At 70.0% G+C, this 15,200-nt stretch carries 10 protein-coding genes; 1 reads left to right on the forward strand and 9 read right to left on the reverse strand.

Translation table 11 applies throughout. From position 1 onward, the window contains the following. Window positions 1–23: 23 nt before the first annotated feature. The 4 genes from ACN265_RS22230 to ACN265_RS22245 form a co-directional block, all read right to left on the reverse strand. Window positions 24–455, reverse strand: coding sequence for a hypothetical protein (locus tag ACN265_RS22230; protein WP_204924105.1), 432 nt, complete (start codon window positions 453–455; stop codon window positions 24–26). A gap of 47 nt (window positions 456–502) precedes the next feature. Continuing rightward, window positions 503–1,018 (reverse strand): hypothetical protein, encoded by a 516-nt coding sequence (locus ACN265_RS22235; RefSeq protein WP_421409276.1) that lies wholly within the window; start codon window positions 1,016–1,018, stop codon window positions 503–505. After that, window positions 1,008–2,810 (reverse strand): RyR domain-containing protein, encoded by a 1,803-nt coding sequence (locus ACN265_RS22240; protein ID WP_420118946.1) that lies wholly within the window; start codon window positions 2,808–2,810, stop codon window positions 1,008–1,010. Before ACN265_RS22240 ends, ACN265_RS22235 begins: the two co-directional genes overlap by 11 nt. Window positions 2,811–2,871: 61 nt before the next feature. Continuing rightward, a complete protein-coding gene (locus ACN265_RS22245; protein WP_421409278.1) occupies window positions 2,872–7,077 on the reverse strand; it encodes a HEAT repeat domain-containing protein in 4,206 nt (1,401 codons plus the stop codon). 299 nt (window positions 7,078–7,376) lie between these two features. Between ACN265_RS22245 and ACN265_RS22250 the strand changes: the two genes are divergently transcribed. Beyond that, window positions 7,377–8,363: an SCO2521 family protein gene (locus ACN265_RS22250; RefSeq protein ID WP_421409279.1), complete on the forward strand. Its 987-nt coding sequence runs from the start codon at window positions 7,377–7,379 to the stop codon at window positions 8,361–8,363. On the opposite strand, the gene ACN265_RS22255 is transcribed toward ACN265_RS22250, so the two are convergent. From ACN265_RS22255 to ACN265_RS22275, 5 genes are all read right to left on the reverse strand, one after another. Continuing rightward, entirely contained in the window at window positions 8,342–9,319 is a 978-nt protein-coding gene (locus ACN265_RS22255) for an SCO2522 family protein (RefSeq protein ID WP_421409281.1), read from the reverse strand. The two genes, ACN265_RS22250 and ACN265_RS22255, sit on opposite strands and share 22 nt — an antisense overlap. Next, window positions 9,304–10,233 carry an SCO2523 family variant P-loop protein gene (locus tag ACN265_RS22260; protein WP_421409283.1) on the reverse strand — a complete coding sequence of 310 codons (930 nt, stop codon included), beginning with the start codon at window positions 10,231–10,233 and terminating at the stop codon, window positions 9,304–9,306. Before ACN265_RS22260 ends, ACN265_RS22255 begins: the two co-directional genes overlap by 16 nt. Beyond that, window positions 10,233–12,074, reverse strand: a complete 1,842-nt coding sequence (locus ACN265_RS22265) for an SCO2524 family protein (RefSeq protein ID WP_421409285.1) — start codon at window positions 12,072–12,074, stop codon at window positions 10,233–10,235. The genes ACN265_RS22260 and ACN265_RS22265 overlap by 1 nt, the downstream gene beginning before the upstream one ends. A gap of 204 nt (window positions 12,075–12,278) precedes the next feature. Beyond that, entirely contained in the window at window positions 12,279–13,067 is a 789-nt protein-coding gene (locus ACN265_RS22270) for an SCO2525 family SAM-dependent methyltransferase (RefSeq protein ID WP_421409287.1), read from the reverse strand. Between the two features lie 546 nt (window positions 13,068–13,613). Further along, complete coding sequence (locus ACN265_RS22275) at window positions 13,614–14,846, reverse strand: GNAT family N-acetyltransferase (RefSeq protein ID WP_421409289.1); 1,233 nt, start codon at window positions 14,844–14,846, stop codon at window positions 13,614–13,616. Between the last annotated feature and the right edge of the window lie 354 nt (window positions 14,847–15,200).

Genomic DNA, 15,200 nt, shown 5'->3' on the forward strand with positions numbered 1-15,200 from the left:
ATGTCTCCCCCGTTCCGGGTGGATCAGTATCGGTAGTAGTGCGCGTCCTTGCGGCCACCCGAGGCGGTGGTGCCCTCGGCGGCGAAACCGATCCCGTCGACGCCGTTGTAGAACGTCTCGTACTGCCGGCTCGGGCCGATCACCTCGAAGGTTCCGGAGCTGGTGTTGAAGTGGCCGATGACCCAGAACAGGGTGCTCTCGCTGCCGGTCGGCACCGGCCCCCACCAGCAGTCGGCCCCCGGGTCGAGGACCGGGCCCAGCTGCACGGTGTGGTTGTTGAGGTCCACGTACTCGAGGTGCACCCGGTAGTTGCCCCACGGGCAGAGCTGCACCCACCCGTCGCGGATGGTGGAGGCCGCCGCGGGCGTGGTCGGCGCCACGACCAGGGCGACCGCGCCGACCGCGGCGACGGCCGAGGCCAGCAGCCGCCGTGATTCGAACAGCTTCGATGTCATGCCGGCGAGGATAGGTCGCCGCACTGGACAGACAGTGAACCCGCGGTTCAGTGCGCCCCGGGCTGCGTCCGACGGGCACCGGCGGGCCAGAGGACCGAGATCGGGATGCCCCGACGCCGGGCCCGCTCGATGGTCCGGTCCGTCGACGCCGCGTGGCAACCCGGCTCGCCGTCCCAGACCGCCACCAGCCGCTGCACCCGTCGGACCAGTTCCCGGTTGGCGGCGACGAAGGCGGCGGTGCCCGACCGGTCGTGACCGGTGTGCACGACCGCCACCGCCCGGTCGAGCAACTCGTCGAAGCTGGCCCGCTGCCCGGGGGCGATGACCGCGTCCCGGTAGTCCCGGGCCGGCAGTATCACCTCGTACGTGCCGCCAAGCTGCAGGACCGTGCGCGCGAAGATCTGGTCCGTGCCGCCGGCCAGGCAGGTGACGCCACGTACCGGCCGGTCGCCGATCCGGTGCAGTTCGGCCCGGAGCGCGTCGGCGACAAGCACCTCCGTGTCGCGGGTCAGGTGAATGTGCCCGGTCACGCCGATGCGCTCCGGTCCGGCATCAGCCGACATCCGCCGGTCCTCTCCGCGGCGCGGGCACCCCGGGCACCAGCCGGATCAGTTCGAAGCCGCTGTCGGACAGCACCTCGGGCAGCGCCCGGATCTCCTCGCGGTTGCGTTCCTGGACCTCGGCGGGAAGTTCGTCCCACGGCCGCAGGGCGGGATGCCGCTGCTGGACGTCGTCGCGGGACTCGCCGTACGCCCAGCCGTCCCCCCGCCGTTCCCGGCACCACCGTTCGTGTTCGAGCCGGGCGAGCACCTCGATCCGGTCGTCGATGGCCTCCCCGGCGGAGACGTCACCGGTGCCGCCCCGCCGGGGTGCGACCACGCACCCGAGGTTCAGCAGCTTGGCGGCGATGTCCTGGACGTGGGCCCGGTTGGCCCGCCGCAGCGACTCGGGCAGTCGCGACCAGTCGACCATCGCCGGGGTGTCGCCGGGACGCAGGCCGGCTCGTCGCCGCGCATCGAGGTAGCGCTCGTGGATCAGGCGGGCCAGCCGCTCGGTGAGGTCGTCGCCGATCAACCGGGCGTCGCAGGCCCGGGTCAGCACCGGATACAGCCGGAGCTTGCCGTGCACCTCGTCGAGCAGGTCATGACGGGAGTCACCGTGGAAGGCCGCCGCCAACGCCGCCTGCCGGTAGACCGGCACGAACACGCAGCTCTCGACGCCCTGCCAGAGCCCGGGCGAGTCCAGCACGAACTGCAAGCCGCTGCTCTCTTCCGGTGCGCAGACGTAGATCCGGTCGTATCGGCCGGAGCCCAGCCGGCCGAGCGCGACACCGTCGAGGTCCCCGTCGTAGGCGGTCAGCTCGCAGACGGCGCCCATGAACGGGTAGCGGGACGTCACGACCTCCCGTTCGGCGCTGGCGTCCGGGGCCACGAGGTCCACCCGCAGCGGTGGGAGGACGACGCCGGCAGGTGCCTGCGCCCGGCAGGCCCGCCAGTGCCGGGCGGTTTCGGTCAGCAGGGCGCGGCGGAAACCGCCGGTGCCGGCGATGAGCAGCCGGGTGGGTCGGTCGGCCGTGCCGGCCAGGGGGTGGTGCCGGTACAGCGCGCGGGCGGCGACGTCGTCGACGTGGAAGTAGTCCAGCCGCAGCCGGCTGGATCCGGCCGCGCCGAGCCGCCGCGCCTGCAGGGACAGGCACATCTCGGAGTCGTTGACCAGGACGTAGACCCGTGGTGGTTGCCGTCCGTCCCGGACGAGCCGGCTGGCGGTGTTGGCGATGGCGTGGTTGCGGTCGTCGTCGTCACCGCAGGCGTAGATGGTGTGCGCCCGGGGCAGACCCGCGCCGCGTAGCACCTCGGCGCTGGTCGGATCACCGATGACGCCGAGATACCCGCGGCGGCGGTACTCCAACGGACCGAACGGTACGCGCCGCACCACGACCACGCGTTCCCCGTCGGCGAAGAGCCGGTCGGCGAGCATGTGGGCGAACCGGGAGTCACCGCAGACGAGGACGTGGCCACGGGCCCGTCGGGCGCGCAGGCGGCGGCTCTCGGCGGCCAGCAGCAGCCGGCCGGCCTCGGCCACGGCGAGGAGAGTGAACAACGGTGCGGCGAACCGGGCGACCTGCAACTGCCACGGGTAGGGGCCGGGGTCCTGGAACGGCTCGGCACCGAACACGAAGAGTTGCAGGTCGTAGTAGAGCACGTCGAACCGGTCGTGCACGGTGTCCGGTCGGGTCGCAAGCAGGATCTCGAAGCCGACGTAGCCGAGAACAAGCGCCGCCAGTCCGATGATCCCGAACAGTCCTCGCAGCCACCAGCCAGCCCGGCGGGGCGAGCCGACGACCGGGTCCGTCATGGGCCCATGGTATTTGACGGGGTCGATCAGAAGCCGTCGCGAAGCGCCGCGCGCGGGCCGGTCACAGGAAGTCGTCGGGCCTGGTGCCGGGCAGGGTGGCCAGCAGTTGGCCGGCCAGCCGCCGGGTGCTGTCGTCCTCCCCCCGGTGGGTGAGCCGCACCAGCAGCTCCCGGGTCCGTGGGTCCCCCCAGTGGTGCCGTGTCAACGAGAGCAGCGCGGTCCGGCGGATCTCCCAGTCGTCGTCGTCCACCAGGCTCAGCAGCAGTTCCGGCACCTCCGCCCGGCCGGCCAGGTTCGCACCCAGCTGTTCGGCCGCCCGACGCCGGACCTCCAGGGACGCGTCGTCGCGGACCAGACCGATCAGCAGCACCTGCACCTCGGGATCGGTGGCGCAGTGCTCGCCGAGCGCGGCGGCGACCCGCGCGCGGATCGCCGGGTCCCGGTCCGCCAGGCGACGCATGAGCCGCAGCGTCACCGCCATGGACGTCGGGCTCTGCCCGGTCAGGCAGCACACCGCCGCGTCGAACACGGCCGGGTCGGTGTCCAGGTCGACGCACTCCAACAGCACGTCGGTCACCGTGTCGGAGCCGCCGTACCGGCCGAGCGTCTGCACGGCGGCCAACCGGATGCCGGCGTAGCTGTCCCGCCGCGCCCGCCGGCACAGCGTCTCCAGCAGGTCGTTGGAGCCGTCGTGCAGGGCGAGCGCCTCGGCCGCCGCGCGGAGCACGGTCGGATCGGGATCTCTGCTGACCTGCTCGGTCAGGCACTCCCGCACCGTCGGCTCGGGCGGGTCGGCGAGGGCCGCCAGGCTCCGGGTGACCCGCAACCGGACGAGCGCGTCCCGCTCCTCGGAGGCCCGGCCGATCAGCAGGGTACGGGTGGCGTGGCCGATCGGCAGCCGCCCGGTGAGCAGGTCGACGGCGGCCAGCCGGACTCTCGCCGTCGGGTCGAGTCGGGCGCTTGCCATCAGCAGTTCCCCGGTGCGCTGGTCCGGGTACGCGTCGACCAGGGCGCGCACCGCCGCGAGGCGTACCGTCGCGTCGTCGTCCTCCCGGGCCGCCGTCGCCACCACGGTCCACCCGGTCTCCTCGGCCCGGTCCCGGTCGATCAGCGCGGTCACGGCGGCAGCCCGCACGGACGGCTCCTCGTCCTGTTCGATCAGCTCGACCAGCCGGGACCGGCACCGTCCCTGCGGATCGGGTCCGGCGGCCAGCAGCCGCACCGCCGCCGTGCGCAGCCGCGCGGAGCTGTCCGAGCCGACCAGCTTCAGCAGCAGGTCCATGTCCTCCGGGCCCGGTGGACCCGGCAGCAGGGTGGTCAGCAGGCAGCGTCGTACCTCGTCCGGGGCATCGCCGTCCACCCGTAGCAGCGCGGCGGCGCGGGCCGACCCGGCCTGCCCGGGCAGGGCCAGCAGGCCCTCCAGTGCCCGCTGCGCCACCCCCGGGTCGGGGTCGGTGTCGAGCAGCCGCCGCAGCGTCCCGGCGGCCTCCGGCACCTCGGTCAGGCGCGCGGTGAGCACCCCGACGGCGGCCCGGCGTACCGGGACGTCGGGATCCGTGGTGGCCCGGACCACCATCCGGCGGACGTCGTCGGACAGTGCGGTGCGACCGCCGAGGGACTGTACGACCAGCGCGCGCACCGCGAGGTCGGCGGAGTCGACGAGTCCACGCAGCACGTCCGGCAGGTCGGGGTCGGCGCCGAAGTGGGTGACCAGCGCCCGCACCGCGGCCTGACGGACCGCGGTGGAAACCTCGGCGCGGGCCTGGGCGAGCAGGAGGTCCCGGTACCGTCGACGACCGGTGGGGTCCATCCGGGCGGCGGCCTCGGCGAGCCCGGCGACCAGGGTGAGGTGGGCGTGCCGCTCGCTGCCCTGCCCGAACTCCAGAAGCAGGAGGTCCTCAAGCCGTTCGTCGGCGGTGGAGAGCGCGGCGGCGATCCGGGTGGCGAACGCGGAGCCGGTGCGCCAACTGGTACGTATCCCACGGCGGCGGTACCAGTGCAGGAAGGTCGTCCGGCCGGGCCAGTCCGGCCCCAGCGCCCGGATCGAGGAGAGCAGCTCGTGCTCGGTGAGGTCGACCAGTTGGGGGTCGTCGGCGGAGATGCCGTGCTCGATCAGCAGCACGACCTGGCGCAGGACGGTCTCGCCCGCCTCCGCCAGGTCCGCGGGTTGCGGGGCCTCCGCCACGCACTGCGCGGCGAGCACCAGGTTCCAGGGCGGACCGGTCAGGTTCAGCGGCGGCCAGGGGCGGGTTCCCTCGGTGGCGAGCCGGACGATCAGGTCGTTGGCGGTCGGGACGGGCAGTGCGCCGGCCACCAGCCGGAGCACCTCCCGCCAGGACGGATCGGCCCAGTGGTCGCGGAACAGCGAACGCAACCGGTCGGGGCCCCAGGAGCCCGGATCATGCTCAATTCCGTCCACGATCTCCTCGGCGCAGAAGAACTCCAGGAACGCCCGGTGCACGAACCCGAACAGCCGCAGGCCGTAGCGCTCCAGGATGAAACTCCGCTCGCGCAATTTGCCGATCATCGAGTAGGCCATGGCGAGTGCCCGCTCGTTGCCGAAACTGTAGAACGCGACGAGGTGGTCCCGGAAGATGAGTGCCAGTTCGTCGGATTCAATGCAGTTCCCCGCCAGCCCGGACTCCCGGAACTGCATGCGGAATGCCAGCTGGCGCAGCAGCCGGTGCTTTGCCTTCAGATCCAGCACCGGCGCCTCGCCGTGGCTCTCCCGCAATTGTTTGGTGACGTCCCACTCGGAGATCAGGACGTCGGTGACGTGTGCGTACAGTCGTCGTCTGTTGCGGGGCAGCGGGTGGCCCCGGTCGACGATGGCCATGAGGATCAGCAGCAGTGGGTTGCCGGCGATCTCGTGCATCGCCCGGGAGTTGCGCACCACGTCGAGTAGCTGTCGCCGCTGCCGTTCCGCCTCCGCTTCGGTGGGCATCACGTAACGGCACCAGTTGCCGAGGAAGCGGGCGATCTGCCCGTCGTCGAGATCCTCGATCGTGAAATGGTCGAACCCGGCGTTGGCGAAGGGCGGCCGCAGGTGTCCCGCCGCCCGGGAGGTGACCACCGTCAGCACCCCCGGGTACTCGTTGGCGAAGGTGGCGATCTGCGCGGCCACCTCCTCCCGCTGCGCGGGGTCGACCACCTCGTCGAGGCCGTCGAACAGGAACAACGCCCGGCCGCCCCGGCGCAGATACGCCTCCAGCACCCCCCGGTCGAGTCCGGGCAGGCCCATCTGCTGGCTGTGGCCCACGTAGTCCAGCAGGCCGTCGCACCGCCCGTCTCCCCGGTGCGTGGCGTACGACCGCAGTTCGATCAGCACGGGCAGGTGGCCGTCCAGCGCCGCCAGCCGGGGCTCGGCGCAGACCCCGGCCAGCACCAGCGCCAGGTAGCGGGCGACCGCGGACTTTCCGGATCCGGCGTCGCCCAGCAGCACGATCATCCGCCGGGCGGGATCGCACACCACGTCGAACAGCATCGACGCGTCCTTGGCCGCGTACTCCTCCCGCAGGCGCTCCACCTCCTCCGGGTCCACCACCCCGGGCAGCCCCGCGTCGTCACCGTCCGGCATGGCCCCGGTCGTGCGCCACCAGGCCAGCGGCATCTCCGGGCGGGCTTCCTCGTGCACGCGGGGCTCCACGAACACCTTCGGCAGCCCGACGGTCAGGTAACCGATGGTGGGACGGGGTGAGACGGCGTTCACCGGGACCGCCTCGTACATCAGGGCCAGGTTCCGGTGGTAGCGGACCCGCATCTCCTCCGGCAGGTGGGTGCCCGGGTCGGCCGGCCCGCGGACCGGGGACCGGCCGCTGAGCACGTCGGTCAGCGCCGCCGTCACCTTGGCGGTCAGGTCGTCCACGCTGGAGAAGAAGTCACACAGGTGGTGCTCCTGGAGCTCCCGGCGCAGATCGACGATCCGGTCACCGTCGGCGCCCCGGTCCATCATGTGGCCCGGCCAGTGTGCGTCCTCGGCGAGCAGGAAGACCAGGCAGGGCTTGCCGGCCGCGAGCGCGACGCGGTATTCCAGCTCGGTGATGGACGACGTCTGGCCGGGCGGCCGGAATCCGTACCGCCAGGCGAAGAGCCCGAGGTAGAGGTCACAGTCCCGGACGTTACTCAGGCAGCGCTCCAGCGGTGGCTGGACGTCAGCGCCGTACGCCTCCATGGCGACGTCCTCGATATATAGCCGACGAGCCACGGCGTGCACGGCCAAGCGATATTCCAGCAGGTCCTTCTGGGTGGCCGAAATGTAGACCTTCATGAACGGCACCCTCCGGGAGGGAGACTGGCGACCGTTGCTTCAAAATACCAGCCGCCGTCCCCTGCTCATGTCCGACGGACACTCACCGCGTGGTGCTGCACATGGGATTCCCACACAGAGGCGGGCCTATGATGTCGGCAGCACGGATTCAGGTCCGAGCAGGCCGGATCTCATTTTGCCGGGATTTCTCTTCCTCCGGCACGCATCCGGAACCGGCACGGATCACGGCGGCGCATGTCAATCACCAGGGACGCATTCCGCGAGCCGGCGCGGACGGATGCGGCGATGTGGAGGAAGTCATGCTCACACTCGGTGAGGTGCACACCAACCTGCTGCAGCACAGCACGGCGCTGGTCCACGAGCAGAGTTCCGAGGTGCTCCGCCTGGTCGAGGGAGAGGCGGTGCTGACCTCCCGCCGTCCGTCGCTCTACGCGGTCTCCCCCGACGTCCGCACCGGGGTGGACTGCTGGCTGCCCAGCGCCCGCCGCCGTCAGCTACGCGGGGTTGGTGCGGTCGTCACCCGGGCGATCGTCACCGGCGGCCGGATCGTGCAGGCCTCCTCGGTCATCCGGGTGACGGGCGGTGAGCGACGCCGGCCGTGGTCGCACTACCTGGCCAACCCGGGCGTCCTTGAGACGGTCGGCAGACTGGACGCCGTGGATCTGACCGCGGGATTCCTGCGCGGCGACGACGCCGACGTGCTGAACCTGGAGGCGATCACCGGTCGGGTCCTCGACGATGTGCAGACCTCCGACCTGCTGGACCGGCGTCCGCCGCTGCGCGCGGCGCGTACCCGGCTGCGCTGGGCCGCGCAGGTGTCGCCGCAGCCGGAGCGGGAGGTCTCGGCCGTGGTCACCGTGGAATCCCCCACGCTGCGTACGGTCGAACTGGTGCTCGATCCCCAGGACGTGCCGGACGCCGTGGCCGCCCTCTGCGAGGACCTTGCTCTGCACGACTGGCTGTTGACCACGCTGTCCTCCCTCGTGGAGGCCGCCGTCGCCCGCTCGGCCTCCGGCCAGGAACACATCGAGCGGCTGCGGCCGGTGCTGGAGCACCTGCTGCACCTGTGGCTGCCCGGTGCCCGGGTGAACCCCCGGCTGCGACCGATCTGGGACCGGCTCGAACAGGTGCCGGGGTTCAGCCGGCAGTGGAACTCGTCGGTCACCTGGATCCGGGACCAGATCGCCGTGGCCAACCTGACCCTGCTGCGTGACCTCGCCAGCCTGGTTCCGGCCGGCCAGCAGGGCGGCAGGGCACTGACCGCTCACCCGCCGATGAACACGTAACTCAACCGGTCGACCAGGTCGCCGGGCAACCGCACGCCCTCGCCGCCCGCCCGGCTGGTGACCTGCTGCGCGATCGCCGGGGGCACCGCCAGCTGGCCGAGAATCGTCCGTACCGCCAACTCCACCGGCAGGTACTGGGTGTCCATCAGCGTCAACGTGCGGTAGGCGCAGAACGGCGCGGCGGCCGGATTCAGCTGAACGACGGCCGGTAGCGCATCCCACGAGTCGGGCAGCTCGCCGGTGAGCCGGTGCGGCTGCATCAGCACCTCGCCGCGACGACGCAACACACCCAGCCTGGCCATCTGCCAGACCGAGGCGAGCAGGGCGCACGACCACACCCGGCTGCTCGAATCGCCGGACCACAGCTCGACGTCGACGAAGACGGAGTGCCGGGGGTCACCTGACTGCACCGGCGGGGACCACGGCCGGGGCAGCGTCATCGCCGGCGCGTCGACGTGACCGGGTGAGCGCATGCCGTTGGACAACCAACCCGACTCACTCAACGGGGGACGGCTACCGGTGGTGTGCCGGGGTGGCTCCACCACCAGCGCGTCGACGACCATCTGGGCCACCTCGACGCCGTCGTGGCGGGCGAAGCTGGACTCCCGGGCGACGTAGTCGAGCACCAGCCCCTGCGCCGCCGCCGCGCTCTGCACCTGCCCGATCACCTCGCGGGGGGTGCCGAACCGGTAGAAGTAGTCGTCCACCATGAAGCAGGTGCTGACCCGGGGCTGGCGACCCCCCGCCAGCCCCCGGCTCGCCAGCACCGGGATGATCGCCGACCACTCGGCGATCCGGGCGAACCTGTCCCGCAGCTCCTGACATTCCGCGCCGAAGTCCTCAGCGTAGAAGTGCCCCAGTTCCACCGACAGGTGCGCGTACGCAACGCCCTTCGTACGAGCCACTGCGGCTGCCTCCTGGAACGTGACGTCCAGGTCGGTCACACGGTGTCCCACGCGGTCTCGTCGAACAGCCGCGCGGTCAGCTCCACGAAGGCGTCCACCGTCCTCACATTCGCGATCCTGGTCTGCACATCGTGGTCCGAGATGAGCTGCTCCCGCCACTGCAACAGCGGGTCGAGCGGCACCGAACCCAGTCGGGTGGTGCGGCCGACCCCCTTACGTCGGGCCAGCTCCGACAGCTCGTCGTCGCACTTACGCAGGAATGCCTGTTGGGCGAGGTCGAGATGGCCCACCTCGCTGCCCCGGGCGTCGATCAACGCGGTGCGGACGAACCGCAGCGACTCCCGCAGCCGTTCCGGCTCGTGGCCGTACTCCTTACCCACGGCCAGAATCCCGCCCGCCTCGAAGGCGAGGTCCGCCGCCGCCGTGACGTGTTGCGGGGTCCACCTGTGGAAGACCAGCCAGCGGGCGGTGACCTTACGCAGGGACGGGATGGCGGTCGCGGCCAGGGCGATGTGACTGGCGTACGACCGGCCGGTGCTGAGGTCCACCAGGGTCAGGTCGAACTCCTCCTCGAGGCGGAGGAAGAGTTCGGCGCAACGCTTGGCGATGTCGCTGGTGAAGCCGAACTCGCTGCCGTTGCGCTGGCCGGGCAGGAGCACCAGGGACCCCGAGCCGACGGGCCGCTGGCGCAGGCTGGCCCGCTCGGAGGTGCCCCAGACGTCCAGCCGCTCGGGCGAGGGAATCTGCCCAAGCAGGTACTGGTGCAGGCCGCCGCGGCTGGGCCCCGAGCCCTCCACCCCGTTGACGGCCTGCGGGATCTGGAACGTGATCCCCGCCGTCGGCGAGCCGAAGTCGTAGTCCAGGTAGCAGGTCGACCTGCCGGCCAGCGCGCTGCGGTAGGCGATGTTCGCCGCGGTCACCGACCGACCGGTACCGCCCTTGGGGGACGTGACGAAGACCAGCATCAGATCCCCTCACCGGCCTTCTGCTGACCGGTGGTGACGTCGTTGATCTGCAGCAACACCGTGTTCGCCAGGGCGGCCGCCGTGCCCGGACGCTCGTCCACCAGCAGTTGGGCCCGGCGCAGGCTGGCCCGGATGCTGCGCATGTTGCGTTGCATCGCCACACCGGAGAACGTGCCGCGCATCATCTCCCGGTCGAACAGGTACTCGGCCTCGTCGACGAGATCCTGGGCGTACGCCGCGAGCCCGCCGGCCCGGGGGAAGGGCCGTTCCGAGAGCAGCTGACTGGCGTTGACCATCGCGTGCACCGCCCGCTCGGTCAGGTACCAGGAGGGCGCCTCGGGCATCGGCGCCAGCCCCGGGAACGCGCCGCCGGCATGGTCCCACAGGCCCCGGTACCGGCCGTCCGGGATGCGCCGCAGCAGCAGGTGGTCCCACACCTCGTCCGCCAACTCGAGCAGTTCGCTGCGCCGCCGGGCGTTGTTCAGCAGGCCGGCGACGGTTACCGCCCGCTGGAGCAGCACCGTGGAGAACTCGTTGACGTTCCACGTCATGATCGGCCTCGACTCACGGTCGTTGAGGATCACCTGTTTGCCGGGCGCGTGCACCAGCAGAGCCTGCTCACCGGGGGACGCGCGGCGGGTGATCCGCGCCCGCTGCGCCAGCTCCACCAGCACCGAGGCGATCCGGCCGAGCTCCTCGTCGCCCCCGCGCCCCACGGCGAGCAGACCCTTGACCGCCAGCGACGTCGTCTGCAGCGTGTAGTAGTCGGACCGGTCGCCGTCGGTCGTCCGCCACGGGATGTCCTCGATCGGCCAGCGTCGCCGGTTGCCGAAGGTCGCCACCGTCGCCCAGTAGGTCCGGGTCAACTCCCAGCGCAGTTGCAGCGCCCAGGACAGCCGCTGCTGTTCCTCGTTGAGCAGGCCGAGCAGGCGGGTGCGTTCGGAGTTCAGGTCCTCGATGGCGTCCATCGCGATGACCGTGAAGTAGAGGCAGGGGGCGTTCTCCGCGGACCCGGGGCGCTGCCGGCCGATCGGTTCGCTGGTCGGGACCTCCTCGGCTCCGGCGATGGTCCCCCAGGACCAGCCGCACTCGAAGAGCATCTCGCTGTTGTCGAGGTCTTCGGTCACCCGGCCCGACCCGAGGAGCACGCTGCGCAGGCTGGCCATCGTGTCCCGCAACTGTTCGCGCAACGCGTCCACGACTTCCCGGCGCGGTAACTCGTCCTGGTTGACCATGTCGCACAGCCGACGGCCATACGGGTCGGTGGGGGTGAAGACGGAGGTGCTGAAGCTGCGGAGCAGACCGACCATGGCCGCGGTCAGCCGCACGTTGGCCATCGCCTCCAACTCGTCCAACTGGGCGAGGAGATCACGCCGTTGGGTGGCATTCCGGTAGACCTTGACGAAACCGATCGTCGCCAGCGTGAGCGTGACGGACACCGCGAACGAGTCGACGATGTCCAGCGAGTGCTGTTCCTCGGTGAGCGGTGGGCCGCCCTCCGTCGGGGTGAGGTAGCTGCCACCGGCGAAGATCGGCGTGCCGGCCTCGTCGGTGTAGCGGCGGAAATAGTCGATCATCACGCCGACCAGCTGACGAGGGATCCTGATCGCGCCGCCGAGCGAGCCAAGTGCCTCGACCACGTCGTCGTCGACCCGGTCCGGATCGTCGAGCGACAGCACGGAAACCTTGGCCGCGGGGAGCAGCAGGGTCAGCAACTGCTCCGCGTCACTGATCGAGTTGCTGCCGCTCCGGCCGCCCCAGCGCCATTCACCATTGTCCCAACAACTGCGCACCGTGGCCCGCCAGATGTCGAGGATCTCCTGGCGCGGCTGTATCCGCATGATCCACCGCCGTCTGCTGTAGTCGCCGACTCAGAACCGCTGTCGTTGCCGTGCGCGCGAAGGTCCACAGTCGCCGAGTTCCATCTTAGCGGGCAGGCCGCGTGTCAGCTGAGACAGAATCTTGGGTGTGGGCGAGCCGGCTACCAGTATGAGTCAGGTGTCCGCACCGGGGCGTCGTCCCACTGCGGCCATGACAAACCGTCACTATCCACGGGTACGGCCCGTGACCAGCAGCATGCTCACGTCTCCGTCACGTATCTGAGGCCGGGGACGTTCTTCGTGTACGTCCATGTCGTATGCACCGGTCGCGATATCGGCCACCACCTCGGAACGTGCCAGTGCAACGGCCGGGAACGAATGTCGACCGACGTCGTAGCCGGTGGAGCCGAGCATGACCGCCACGGCAAAGGGCGAGTCGGGCCGCAGCGCCTGGAGGAACCGGGAGATGGCACGTTCGGCCTCCACCCGATCGGCCGAGATGGAACACGCCACGAAGAACATCGTGCCGGCATCCCAGGCGTGTGTCGGCAGGTCGAAGACGCTGGTCTGCGACACCCGGCCGACCTTCGCCAGGCACCGCCGCGGCTCGGTCAGAGCCGCGTACGTCGGATGCTCCGCACACACCTGCCAGTACGGATCCCACGTCGCATCATAGGAGTCGACCTGCTGACGCAACCAGCGCACGTTCGATGTCGACCACTCACACAGGTCGATGGTGTGCGCGAACGGCAGGAGTGACAGCGCCGGATAGAGATTCGCCCCCGACCCCACGTCCACACAGCATGCGTCGGAAAGCTCAGCTCCGGCGAAGAAGTCCCTGGTCCGGCGGAGGATCTCGCGATCGTCGTCCCGCAACTCCGCGTAGTTGTGTCGGATGTACGTCTGCGGGTCGAACCCGTCCCACTCGACTTCCGCATTGACCGTTCCCGGTTTCTGAATCGATACGGGCGAGGTCAACGGCTTGCTACCATCAGCAGCCGGGGTCATCGCCATGGCTGAGCCTCCATCGATGTCAGGGGTCACCTTCGGTGGCTCGCCTGCAAGCTTGAGTGCACCACCCATTGTCCATCGGACGTGCTGCCCGCCGACAAGGGCGCTCCGTGAGCACCCAGGACAAACCACTCCGACCGACCTTGGCCTCCGCGCCGACCTGGATCACCGGCGAGATCGGCTACGTCCTGGCCGTCGGTTGCGACCGACGCGTGCACGTCAACGAAGACCGCCCCAGATACACCCCACAGCCGCACCACTGATGAACTGGCCTTACACCTGCACTGGCCACCCACCCCCTTCTGCTGCACACGACGGCACCTGTCCATCACTCTGACCTTCCTCGCCGCGGACCGACCTGGCCCGGCGATCATGGCATTGATCGCCGCCGAGATCCGCCTACCCCTCAAACGCCTTCGTGCCCACCGTGGCGCTCCCGCCGGACCATGTCCTGCGCTGGTCGAGGTGGCGACGAACAGCCCGAGCCCGCCGGTCCCACTACCAGCGCAGACAGGTCACGTGACGATGGAAGCTGGATCAGCCCGCGGCTCACCGCCGGATCTGCCAGAGACGGTCGACAACGCTGGATGTGGCCTCATCTCCGCGTTTCGCCAAGCAGATGTACGACCGGGAGATGAGGCTGAGGGCGACGGCCCCGGTCCAGACCCAGGTGAGCCAGGACGGTGCGAGGCGGATCGCCGCAGCCCCGGCCAGTGGGGCTGCCGCAGTGACCAGGGACAGCAACCGGGTCCACGTGCTCCTGTGGAACCGGACAGAGATCGAGAAGGCTGACCGGTCGTACAGGGCGAGTGCCACGGAGAACAGCAGAGCCGCCAACAGTGCGGCGGTCAGCGACGAGGTCACCTCGGCGAAGGTAACCGGCAGGGACACCAGAAATGGGAACACACCACCGAACTCGGACAGCACATTGCCCCATTTGGCGTACCGCCCGAAGCTGTTGGTGCGCAGCCGGGCCAGTTCACCCGAGGTGTTCGCATAGATGATCAGAGAAGAGGTGGTTGCCAGAGCCGCCCCCATCAACAGAACGCGTACCGCATCCGGGAAGCTGGCGTAGGCAAAGGAGAGGCCCAAAAGGAAGGTGATCGAGGCAAGGGTGCCGCTGGCGAAGGCGACGCTGGCGTTGGTCTCGTCCGACTGCAGCGCGCCGAGATCATCCTTCTCGAAGCGTGAGATCTCGAAGGCGGGTCCGCTGGGCAGCGACAGTAGAGCAGTGATCTGGTACGACTCCGACGCGAGTAACGCGGACCACTGGAGAGCCCCCTTCACCGGGACGATGAACCGGTCATCGGGGTCGACGTACTCCACCCGGGACTTGTACTGGCAGTAGAACCTGTCCTGCCCTAGGCCGAAGTAGTCCGGCATGAGCGTGCGCACCACAAAGCCCCGGGATAGCAGGAGCCCGAGCATCGCCAGGTTCTGCGGGCTCGTGACCGTGGACACCGACGGCAGGTCGCGACGCTCCGGTGCCCATCCGGCATTGAGCAGATCCTCGAGGAGCGCGGTCCCGATTTTCTGGCGGCGGCAATCGGGACGCACACCCAACGCGCCGATGTAGAGGTGGTGCTCGGATGGCGTTTCCCGCCGGAGGAAACCGACGATCTGGCCATCGAGGCGTACGACTCGGACGCGCCCCTGGTGCACAGCTTCCTCGATCTCCCCCGGAGCCGCGGGTTTCTGGGTCTCTTCCTCGGCCGGAAAGCAGACACCGTCCAGTGCGACGAGCACTGGGATCTCAGCCTCCGTGGCATCGTCAATGCTCATAGCGGTGCTTCGGGGTCGCCTCGCGCCACTGTCCCTCGTCATCCACCCATCGTGGACCGCCGATACAACCCGCCACATCGTCACCATCGTGGCCCGAGTCGCCAACCGGACACTGCCGTCGTTCGGGTGGCTGAAAGAACTTCCGGATAAGTCAGTCTCAAGCCGTGATCCGAAGTGACAAGATCACCGCCGGACCGTTCCGCTGCCACCTTTCGTCGTTCAGGCGCTGACCGAACATCGCCGCAGCGTCGATCCCGATGCTGGAACCTGACCTTCGCGCCCAAGCGCCACGGCACGTTCCGTGCCCGGGTGTGGAGGCCATCGCTACAGCGGGCCGGCTTCCGATCGGGCTGC

It is taken from the genome of Micromonospora sp. WMMD730 (genome assembly GCF_049178955.1).
GTDB lineage: Bacteria > Actinomycetota > Actinomycetes > Mycobacteriales > Micromonosporaceae > Micromonospora > Micromonospora wenchangensis.